Origin of the sequence: Dactylosporangium sp. NPDC006015 (assembly GCF_040614215.1) — a bacterium.
In the GTDB taxonomy this organism is placed as follows: domain Bacteria; phylum Actinomycetota; class Actinomycetes; order Mycobacteriales; family Micromonosporaceae; genus Dactylosporangium; species Dactylosporangium maewongense.
In genome coordinates this window covers 144,269-154,569 of sequence record NZ_JBEXUD010000028.1, presented here as the reverse complement: position 1 = coordinate 154,569, position 10,301 = coordinate 144,269, and the positions used below count along the sequence as shown (strand labels likewise).

Here is a 10,301-nt window from a genome sequence, read left to right as displayed (position 1 = left end):
GACAAGCAGGGCCTGCTGGACGCCGTCGCGAGCCACGGTTTTGTGTCGTACCTGGGTGGCAAGATGGGGCTGCCGGAGACGGGGGATCCTGTGGACGCCACGACGACGCCGTCCGCGACGCCGGCCCGCCGGCCGCCCCGCTCCGGCACGCGCCGCAGCAGGCCGAGGATCGGCCGGGCGAGGGTCTGCCGGCCGGCGAGCACCGCGGCGGCGATCCCGGCGGCCAGGGCGAGAGCGGCGCCGGTGAACACCGGCCAGCGCACCTCGACCCCGACCCCCTCGGCCAGCAGCGCGCCGGCGGCGACCTGCACGAGCAGCAGCCCGGCCGCGATCCCGGCGGGGACCGCGGCGACGATCAGCAGCAGCACCTCGCCGAGGCCGAACCTGGTGGCCCGTCCGGACGGGTAGCCGCGCAGCTTCGCCAGGGCGATCTCCGGCGCGCGCTCCTCGGTCAGCGAGGCGACGAGCAGGAACAGCACGAACCAGCACAGCAGCAGCAGCGGCACCGCGATGACCGGCGCCGTCCGTCCGATGCTGGCCTGGTCGGCGTCGATGTCGCGCAGGACCGCCGGGAGGGTGGTGGTCAGCTCCAGCTCCTCGCCGCGCAGCCGGTCACCCAGGGTCTGGATGCCGTCGCGGAGCCCGGCGACGTCGTCGAGCCTGACCCGGTCCGCGCGCAGCGGGTACTCCAGGCGGGTCGCGAGCGTCGCGGTGCGCTCCAGCCGCAGGTCGTCCTCGGTCATCGAGAACAGGGCGTCGGCCGTGCTGTCGCTGGCGCTGAAGTAGGAGGTGCGGCCCCAGTACGCGGCGTCGGCGTCGGTCGGGGTGTAGAGGCCGCTGATCGTGAACGTCTTGTCGTGCCCGCCGGTCGCCGGCCCGAGGTGGACGGTGAGGTGGTCCCCGGTCTTCAGGTCCCGGGCGGCGGCGGTGCGCTTGCTGACCACGATCTGGCCCGGGTCGTCCGGGCAGGTGCCGTCGATCGTCAGGTGGTAGCAGGCGTTGTCGCGGTACGCGAGCTTGGCGTTGGTGTCGCCGAACGAGATCTCGGTGTCGATGGCCGCGACCGGCAGGTCGAGCCGGTCGGCGAGCAGTTGGTCCTTGGCGAGCGCGGTGTTCATGGCCAGCCGGATCTCGGCGAGGTCCTTGAACGCGGCGCTGTCTGCGGTGCCCTTTGCCCCGGCGGTCAGCCCGGTCGCGTCGGTGGACGCGGCGGACAGGCCGTCGGTGAGCACGGACTGCTGCGCGGCACGGCTGTACGCGGGTGCGAGCACGGCCGCCGTGGTCGCCGTCACGGCGAGGAGGAAGACCACGAACGACCGGCCGGCCCGGTACCTGATGCCACGCAGCATGACGGTCCAGGCCGTCAAGATGTGCCCCCTGTGCTGGTCGAGCTGAAGGTTGACCCGCAGACCTTAGCGGTCGTTCCGCCGCTCGGTCATGGTCACCAGCTCGCTCGCGGCGGTGTGTGGATCCAGGTCACCGTCCGCCACCTGCCTCGCCAGGCCGGCGAGCACGGCGCCGTCCCGCAGGGCTTCCATCCGGCCACGCAGCGTGCCCAGCGCGATCGCCTCGATCTCGGCCGCGGCCCGCCGCTCGCGACGCCGGCGCAGCTCGCCGGTGTCGTGCAGGTGCTCGCGGTGCTCGGTGATCGTCGCAACGATCTCGTCGATGCCCTCGCCCCGCGCCGCGACGGCCCGCAGCACCTTGGGCCGCCACTGGCCGGGCGCGCGCTCGCCGAGCCCGATCATGCCCTGGATGTCGCGGTACGTGGCGTCGGCGCCGTCCCGGTCCGCCTTGTTGACCACGAAGATGTCGGCGATCTCCAGCACGCCCGCCTTCGCCGCCTGGATCGAGTCGCCCATGCCCGGGGCGAGCAGGACCAGCGTCGTGTCGGCGAGCCCCGCGATCTCGACCTCGGCCTGGCCGACGCCGACGGTCTCCACGACGACGGGGTCGCAGCCGGCGCCGTCGAGCACCCGCACCGCCTGCGGGGTCGCCGCCGACAGCCCGCCGAGGTGCCCGCGGCTGGACATCGAGCGGATGTAGACGCCCGGGTCGGTCGCGTGGTCCTGCATCCGGACGCGGTCGCCGAGGATCGCCCCGCCGGTGAACGGGCTGGACGGGTCGACGGCGAGCACACCCACCCGCCTGTCCTGCTTGCGGAACGCGCGGACCAGCTCGTTGGTGGTGGTGGACTTGCCGACGCCGGGCGAGCCGGTCAGCCCCACGACGTGGGCGTCGCCGGCGTGCGGCGCGAGGGCGGCGGCCACCTGCGGTAGCAGCTCGTCACCGTCCTCCACCAGCGACACCAGGCGGGCGACGGCGCGGGGGTCACCCTCTCGCGCCTTCGCCACCAGGTCCGGCACGTCCCGCGATCGCCGGACGCTCACCGCTGCGGTTCCTTGTCGCCGTTTTCGCTCATGTACGGCATGATCGCCGCTCCAGGCGCTCCGCGCCCGGGGGTGAGCCCCGTTCCTCCCCCTCGACCGAGCCGACCGTCCACCCCGAGCACCGCTCGATATGCGGGGCGGCGGCCGGTGATCGCCGTTCCGGGCGTTCGACCGGCCGCCGGGACCGCTGGCGCGAGTCGCCGCAGGGTCACTGCTTGGGGACGCGGAGCAGGAGTGCGTCGCCCTGGCCGCCGCCGCCGCACAGGGCCGCGGCGCCGAGCCCGCCGCCGCGGCGGCGCAGCTCCAGCGCGAGGGTCAGGGCGAGCCTGGCGCCGGACATGCCGATCGGGTGGCCGAGCGCGATCGCTCCCCCGTTGACGTTGACGATCGCCGGGTCGATGCCCAGGTCGGCGGTCGACTGCACGCCGACGGCCGCGAACGCCTCGTTGATCTCCACGAGGTCGAGGTCGGCGGCGGTCAGGCCGGCCTTGCCGAGCGCGTGCTTGATCGCGTTGGACGGCTGGCTGGTCAGCGAGTTGTCGGGGCCCGCGACGTTGCCGTGCGCGCCGATCTCGGCGAGCCAGGTCAGCCCGAGCTCCTCCGCCTTCGCCTTGCTCATGACGACGACCGCGCAGGCCCCGTCGGAGATCGGCGAGGACGTCGCGGCGGTGATGGTGCCGTCCTTGCTGAACGCGGGCCGCAGCTTCGCCAGGGTCTCGGCCGTGGTCTCGGGCCGGATCTGCTCGTCGTCGGTGACCAGCAGCGGGTCGCCCTTCCTCTGCGGGATCTCCACCGGCACGATCTCCTCGGCGAGGCGCCCCTCCTTCTGCGCGGCGGCGGCCCGCTGGTGGCTCGCCGCGCCGAACGCGTCCTGCGCCTCGCGGGTGATGCCGAGCCGGGACACGTGCCGCTCGGTCGACTCGCCCATCGACACCTGGTCCCAGGCGTCGGTGAGGCCGTCGAGGGCCATGTGGTCGCGGATGACGACGTCGCCGTACTTGTAGCCCTGACGCTGCCCGGCGAGCAGGTGCGGGGCGTTGGTCATCGACTCCATGCCGCCGGCGACCACGATCTCGAACTCGCCGGCCCGGATCAGCTGGTCGGCCAGGGCGATCGCGTCGAGGCCGGAGAGGCAGACCTTGTTGATCGTCAGGGCGGGCACCGACATCGGGATGCCGGCCTCGACCGCGGCCTGCCGGGCGGGCATCTGGCCGGCGCCGGCGGTCAGCACCTGGCCCATGATCACGTACTGCACCTGCTCGGGCGCCACGCCCGAACGCTCGAGCGCCGCCTTGATGGCGACACTCCCGAGCCTGGTGGCGGGAAAGTCTTTGAGGGCGCCGAGCAGCCGCCCCATCGGCGTGCGGGCGCCGCTGACGATCACCGCTTGAGTCATCGTGAGGCCTTTCGAGAGATGGTTCACATCGCACCGTCGCGACTGAACGATTACTAGGGTTCAGACTATCGCCATGACGACCTCGGACCCGAAGTTGGATATCTCACCCGTCGGCATTCTCCGCATCGATCACGTCGGTATCGCCGTCGCGGATCTCGACGAGGCGATCGCGTTCTACGGGCGCGTGTTCGGCATGCGTTGCGTGCACGAGGAGACGAATGAGGAGCAAGGGGTGCGCGAGGCGATGCTGTCGGTCGGACCCACCCCCGAAGGGGGTTGCCTGCAGCTGCTCGCGCCGCTGAGCCCGGCCTCGACGATCGCGAAGTTCCTGGACCGCAGCGGTCCGGGCATGCAGCAGCTCGCCTACACGGTGAGCGACATCGATGCGACCTGCGCCGAGCTGCGGTCCCGTGGCGTCCGGCTGCTGTACGAGACGCCCCGCCGCGGCACGTCCGATTCCCGCATCAACTTCGTGCATCCGAAAGACGCCGGAGGCGTACTTGTGGAGCTGGTGGAGCCGTTCCGAGCAGCTTCGAGCAACCACTCCTGAGGAGGTCAGTGGACTTCTTCACAGGCCGGTTCCCGATTTAGCTACCGTTCAGTAACGTCCGCTTCAGGGCATCGAGATGTGTTGCCGATCCCCATAGGCACCCCGCTTTCCGGGGTCCCACGCTTTATGCCTTCATCCCGGACGTTAGGAGCCCAGCGGTGCAGCAGATCCTCGACGCGATCATGCAGGCGGAGCGGGCGGCGGACCCCGCGGCCGAGCTCCGCGCCGTGGCGGGCCTGCCGGTGCCCTCGTCGTACCGTGGCGTGGTCGTCCGCGCCGACGAGACCGACATGTTCGACGGCCTCGCCACCCGCGACAAGGACCCCCGCAAGTCCCTGCACGTGCAGGAGGTCCCCACGCCCGAGGTCGGTCCGGGCGAGGCCCTGATCGCCGTGATGGGCAGCGCCGTCAACTACAACACCGTCTGGACGTCGATCTTCGAGCCGGTCTCGACGTTCGGCTTCCTTCAGCGGTACGGCCGCCTCAACGACCTCTCGAAGCGCCACGACCTGCCCTATCACGTGGTCGGCTCGGACGCGGCCGGCGTGGTCCTGAAGGTCGGCCCGGGGGTGAGCAAGTGGAAGCCCGGCGACGAGGTGGTCGCGCACTGCCTCAGCGTCGAGCTGGAGGACGCCACCGGGCACGACGACACGATGCTCGACCCGCAGCAGCGGATCTGGGGCTTCGAGACCAACTTCGGCGGCCTCGCCGAGCTGGCCCTGGTCAAGGCCAACCAGCTCATGCCGAAGCCCACCCACCTGTCGTGGGAGGAGGCGGCCTGCCCCGGGCTGGTCAACTCCACCGCCTACCGGCAGCTCGTGTCCCACCACGGCGCGCAGATGAAGCAGGGCGACACCGTCCTCATCTGGGGCGCGTCCGGCGGCCTCGGCTCCTACGCGACGCAGTTCGCCCTCAACGGCGGGGCTACCCCCGTCTGCGTCGTGTCCAGCCCGCAGAAGGCCGACCTGTGCCGGGCCATGGGCGCTGAACTGGTGATCGACCGCTCCTCGTTCACCTTCTGGAAGGACGAGCACACGCAGGACACCGCCGAGTGGCGCCGCTTCGGGGCGGAGATCCGCGCCCTGACCGGCGGCGACGACCCGGACATCGTGTTCGAGCACCCGGGCCGCGAGACCTTCGGCGTCAGCGTCTACGTCGCCAAGCGCGGCGGCACCATCGTCACCTGCGCGTCGACGTCGGGCTTCATGCACCAGTACGACAACCGGTACCTCTGGATGAACCTCAAACGCATCATCGGCAGCCACTTCGCCAACTACCGCGAGGCGTGGGAGGCCAACCGGCTCATCGCCCTCGGCAAGATCCACCCGACGCTGTCGCGCACCTACTCCCTGGACCAGACCGGCCAGGCCGCACACGACGTGCACCGCAACGCGCACCAGGGCAAGGTCGGCGTGCTCTGCCTGGCCCCCACCGAGGGCCTCGGCGTCCGCGACCCCGAGCTGCGCGCGAAGCACGAGACCGCGATCAACCGCTTCCGCAACCAGTAGCCGGCCGACACCCGCCGCACCTAGCCGCGGCGGTTACCACCCCTCAAGCCGGGTACGCACCAGACCCCGCGACGGGACGCCACAGCGTCGTGGCTCCCGCCGCGGCCCACCACTCCGGCCACGGCCCCACCCCGCTCGCCGAGCCGCCGCCATCACCCCTCGGTCCACAGACGTTGGTCAATGCCCCGAGACGTCCCGTTCCGGATGGGGGGCGGATAGAGGGTGCGCGATGTGGACCCGAATCAGAGATCATCTTGTGGGTGGATCGCGCGGGGTCTATGGAACGAAAGCCGCGAACCGGGGCATTGATCAACGTCGTCAATGGGGTGGGGGCGGGTGTGGTTGAGTTCAGTGAGCAAGAAGACCCACCGGGGTGGCGGGGCGGCGGGGCAGGTGGCGGCGGGGGTGTGTCATCCGAGGTGAGGGGCGGTATGGACGTTGTCTCGGTGGGTGCACTTTTCGGTGATTGCGACCTGGCCGTACGGTCACTCGACACGCCGACAAAGCATGACAAAAACATGGCGTGTCCTGGTCCGGTGAAGTTGACCTTGCGACCATCTCGGAAGAGTGCCGTTGCACCCTTGCGAAAGCCCCCCGGTGGTCTGCAAGTATGTGCCAATGCCCCAGCAGCAGTCCTCGGTTGACTTCTTTCAGAACGGCTCGGATCACGAAGAGCTGAGTGTGGTCCTGCGCGGTTACGACCGTGCCCAGGTCGACGCCAAGCTGCAGCGGATCAACGCGCAGCTCCAGCAGGCCAACCAGGCTCGCGAAGAGGCCGAGAGCCGGCTCGCCGAGTCCCAGCGGCGCATCCGTCAGACCGAGCAGCGGCTCGGCACGATGGAGCAGAAGCTGAGCGACACCAACAAGCAGCTGGAGGAGAACAACCGGCCGACGCTGTCGGGGCTGGGCACGCGGGTCGAGCAGATCCTGCGGCTCGCCGAGGAGCAGGCCAACGACCACCGGGGCGAGGCCAAGCGGGAGTCCGAGGGCATCATCTCCGCCGCGCGTCTCGAGGCTCGCGAGATCACCGACAAGGCGCGGGCCGAGTCCGCCGCCATGAAGGCGACCGCTGAGCGCGAGGCGGGCAACCTGCGCACCGCCGCCGAGCGGGAGGCCGCCGAGGTCCGGGTGCAGGCCCGGCGCGAGGCCGACACGCTGCGCGCCGACGCGGAGCGCGAGACCAAGCAGCTGCGCACGGCCACGGCACACGAGGTCGCCGAGCTGAAGGCCACGGTCGAGCGCGAGGTGGCGACGCTGCGGGCCACCGCCGAGCGGGAGATCACCCAGCTGCGCGCCAAGGCCGCCCGCGAGGCGGAGGAGAAGCGCGCCGAGGCGACGAAGCTGCTGACCGACGCGCGGGACAAGCGCGACAAGGACCTGCAGTCCCTCGCGCTGGAGATCGCCGAGCGGCAGGAGAAGGCGGAGCGCGACGAGTCGGCCCGTCACCAGTCCGCGGTCGCCGCGACCCAGAAGCTCGTCAACGAGGCCGAGAGCCGCGCCCGGGCCGCCGAGGACCGTGCGAAGGAGATCGAGCAGCGGGCCGAGGCGCGCCGGGTCGAGTCCGAGCGCAGCGCCGCCGAGACGGTCGAGAAGGCCAAGAACCTGGCCGACAAGACGGTCAACGAGGCCCGCGCCGAGGCGCACCGCCAGCTCAGCGAGGCGCGTGCCGAGGCCGAGGAGACCACGCAGCGGGCCCGGCGCGAGGTCGAGGACCTCACCCGCCAGAAGGACGCGGTCACGTCGCAGCTGGGTCAGATGCTCTCCGGCCTCGCCGGGATCATGCCGACGGTCCAGCCGCCGCAGCAGGCCGGCCCGGCCGACGCCAAGAAGGAGTCCGGAGACGGCAAGAAGGTCTCCGCCTGACGTTCGCGGGGCGCGGTGATCCGGCCGCTTCTCGATCATTCACGGGGAGTTCGATCGCACGTCCCGTCATGCGCGGTGTGTAATTGCGCGTGGCGGGACGTTGCGTGTGAGGATGGGTGTCATGTCAGACCGCGACCTCTTCGACACGGGCCCGGGCGGCGTCTCTTCAGAGCCCGACTTCGAGACCGCACTGCGTGGGTACAACCGCAGCCAGGTCGACAAGTACTGGACGCAGTCGGAGAACGAGATCCATGCCCTGAAGCTGGAGAACGAAGAGGTCTGGAGCCAGGTCCAGGCGCTCGCCTCCCAGGTCCAGGAGCTGCAAATGGAGCTCGCTGACCTGCGCCGGCGCGGTCCTGTGGGCGAGGTCTCGTTCCGTCATCTGGGCGCCCGCGTCGAGCAGATCCTGGGGCTCGCCGAGGACCAGGCCGAGTCGATCCGCGCCAATGCCGTGCAGGACATCGCGGGCCTGCGCGGCGAGGCCGAGCGGCTCCTCGCCGACGCCCGCGGCCGGGCCGCCAAGGCCAACGAGGACTTCGAGCTCGCCCTCGCCGCCCGCCGCGCGGAGGAGGAGCGGGCGGTCACGGAGCGTCGCGCCGCGCTCGCTGCCGAGGTCCGGGCGATCGAGGAGCGGGCCGCCGCTTCGCGGGCCGAGGCCGACCGGATCGTCGCGCACGCGCACGCCGAGGCGCAGCGCATCACCGCCGAGGTCACCGCCCAGCTCGAGCAGGCCCGCTTCCAGGCGGAGCGGGAGCTGCAGGCGCTGCGCGCGTCGGCCGAGCAGCACTCGGCGCAGGTCCGCGCCCAGGCCGACCAGCACGCCACCGCCGCCCAGCAGCACGCGGCGACCGTGACGAGCGAGGCCGAGCAGCAGGCCGCCGCGATCGTCGCCCAGGCGCAGCAGCAGGCCGCCGCGGTCACCACCGAGGCACAGCAGAAGGCGTCCGCGGTCACGGCCGAGGCCCAGGCGCAGGCGACCGCGCTGACCACCCAGGCCCAGGAGACCGCCGCGACCGTCGCGGCGAAGGCGCAGGAGGCCGCGACCGCCGTGGCCGCGCAGGCCGAGGAGCACGCCGCGACCGTCACCGCCCAGGCGCAGGAGACGGCCGCCGCCGTCGCCGCGCAGGCCGAGCAGGCCGCGAATGCCGTCACCGAGCAGGCCGCCGCGCAGGCGAAGGCCATCGCCGACAGCGCCGTGGCGAAGGCCGAGGCCGCGGCCGCCGAGGCGCACGCCGTCGCGACCGAGGCCCACCGCAAGAGCACCGACGAGGCGACCCGGAAGGCCGACGCCGAGGCCGTGCAGCGGGCCGACGCGGCCCGCGCCACGCTCGACCAGGAGCTGCGCGACCTGCGCGCCACCCACGACGCCGAGGTCGCCGAGCTGCGCACGACGGCCGACCGCGAGCTCGCCGAGGCCCGCGCCGCGGCCAAGGCCGAGACCGACCAGCTCCGCGCCACCGCCGAGTCGGAGGCCGAGACGCTGCGGACCACGGTGCGGACCGAGGTGGACGAGCTGCGGGCCGCCGCGAGGACCGAGGCCGAGACCCTCACCACCGCCGCGTCAGCGGAGGCGGACCAGCTCCGCACCGCCGCCAGCACCGAGGCCGAGACGCTGCGGAGCACAGCGCAGACCGAGGCCGAGACGCTGCGGACCACGGCGCAGACCGAAGCGGAGTCGCTGCGGACCACGGCGCAGACCGAGGCCGAGACGCTGCGCACCGAGGCCGCGGCCGCCGTGACCGCCGCCCAGGCGGAGGCCGCGACCAAGGCCGAGGCCGCCACGAAGGCGGAGACGGAGGCGATCGCCAAGGCCGACGCCGCCGCGAAGGCCGGCGCCGAGGCCACCGCCAAGGCCCAGGCCACGGCGAAGGCCGAGGCGGAGGCCACCGCGAAGCAGGCGGCCACCGCGAAGGCCGAGCTCGAGGCCGTCACCGCGGAGCTCACCGCGGCGGAGGGCCGGCTGGCCGAGGCCCGGGCGCAGGAGGCCGCCGCCCGCGAGCGACTCGATGAGGTCGCCGGCGCCGAGGCCCGCCTCGCCGACCTGCGCGAGCAGGAAACGGCGCTCACCAGCAAGGTCGCCCAGGCCGAGACGGCGCTCAGCGGCGAGCTGGCCGGCCTGCGGGCGCAGGAGACCGAGCTGACCACCCAGGTCGCGGCCGCCGAGGCGCGCCTGGCCGAGCTGCGGCAGCAGACCGCCGACGCCGAGAAGCTGAGCGAGCAGGCGCAGCAGGCGACCGACAAGGCGAAGCAGGCCGACGACAAGGCCAAGCAGGCCGAGGCACAGGCGAAGGCGGCCGCCGAGAAGGCGAAGCAGGCCCAGCAGCAGGCAAAGCAGGCCGGCGAGAAGGCCAAGCAGGCCGAGGAGCAGGCGAAACTCGCCGAGGAGCGGGTCGAGGCCGCGCAGCGGCGGGCCGAGGAGATCGACCAGCTCGCCACTGCCGCCGGCACCGAGGCCGCCGAGCGCGCCGCCCAGACCCTGGCCGAGGCCGAGCAGTCCGCCGAGGCGATCCGCGAGGCCGCCCGCATCGAAACGGCGACCCCAGCGGCAACGAACGGCAACGGCAAGGTGAAGGTCGCGGCCGAGTAAGGGCCGA

At 72.5% G+C, this 10,301-nt stretch carries 7 protein-coding genes; 4 read left to right on the top strand and 3 right to left on the bottom strand.

Going from position 1 to position 10,301, the window contains the following annotated elements:
• From ABZ321_RS37625 to ABZ321_RS37615, 3 genes are all read right to left on the bottom strand, one after another.
• On the bottom strand, positions 1-1,367 hold a 1,367-nt coding region (locus ABZ321_RS37625), incomplete at its 3' end, for an FtsX-like permease family protein (RefSeq protein ID WP_354900292.1).
• A gap of 45 nt (positions 1,368-1,412) precedes the next feature.
• Positions 1,413-2,390 (bottom strand): methylmalonyl Co-A mutase-associated GTPase MeaB, encoded by a 978-nt coding sequence (meaB, locus tag ABZ321_RS37620; RefSeq protein WP_344510211.1) that lies wholly within the window; start codon positions 2,388-2,390, stop codon positions 1,413-1,415.
• 208 nt (positions 2,391-2,598) lie between these two features.
• Positions 2,599-3,786: an acetyl-CoA C-acetyltransferase gene (locus tag ABZ321_RS37615; RefSeq protein WP_344510213.1), complete on the bottom strand. Its 1,188-nt coding sequence runs from the start codon at positions 3,784-3,786 to the stop codon at positions 2,599-2,601.
• 73 nt (positions 3,787-3,859) lie between these two features.
• Here ABZ321_RS37615 and mce point away from each other — a divergent pair, with 73 nt between their 5' ends.
• From mce to ABZ321_RS37595, 4 genes are all read left to right on the top strand, one after another.
• The gene (gene mce, locus ABZ321_RS37610; RefSeq protein WP_344510215.1) at positions 3,860-4,336 is read left to right on the top strand and encodes a methylmalonyl-CoA epimerase; all 477 of its coding nucleotides are present in this window, start codon (positions 3,860-3,862) and stop codon (positions 4,334-4,336) included.
• Between the two features lie 158 nt (positions 4,337-4,494).
• Complete coding sequence (gene ccrA, locus ABZ321_RS37605) at positions 4,495-5,844, top strand: crotonyl-CoA carboxylase/reductase (RefSeq protein WP_344510217.1); 1,350 nt, start codon at positions 4,495-4,497, stop codon at positions 5,842-5,844.
• A gap of 618 nt (positions 5,845-6,462) precedes the next feature.
• The gene (locus ABZ321_RS37600; RefSeq protein WP_344510219.1) at positions 6,463-7,707 is read left to right on the top strand and encodes a cell division protein DivIVA; all 1,245 of its coding nucleotides are present in this window, start codon (positions 6,463-6,465) and stop codon (positions 7,705-7,707) included.
• 121 nt (positions 7,708-7,828) lie between these two features.
• Positions 7,829-10,294, top strand: coding sequence for a hypothetical protein (locus tag ABZ321_RS37595; protein ID WP_354900289.1), 2,466 nt, complete (start codon positions 7,829-7,831; stop codon positions 10,292-10,294).
• Positions 10,295-10,301: the final 7 nt, after the last annotated feature.

Bases quoted from the DNA above. Each gene is read 5' to 3' on its own strand.
- mce (WP_344510215.1), top strand. From the start codon at position 3,860: ATGACGACCTCGGACCCGAAGTTGGATATCTCACCCGTCGGCATTCTC.
- ABZ321_RS37615 (WP_344510213.1), bottom strand. From the start codon at position 3,786: ATGACTCAAGCGGTGATCGTCAGCGGCGCCCGCACGCCGATGGGGCGG.
- ABZ321_RS37595 (WP_354900289.1), top strand. From the start codon at position 7,829: ATGTCAGACCGCGACCTCTTCGACACGGGCCCGGGCGGCGTCTCTTCA.
- ABZ321_RS37600 (WP_344510219.1), top strand. From the start codon at position 6,463: ATGCCCCAGCAGCAGTCCTCGGTTGACTTCTTTCAGAACGGCTCGGAT.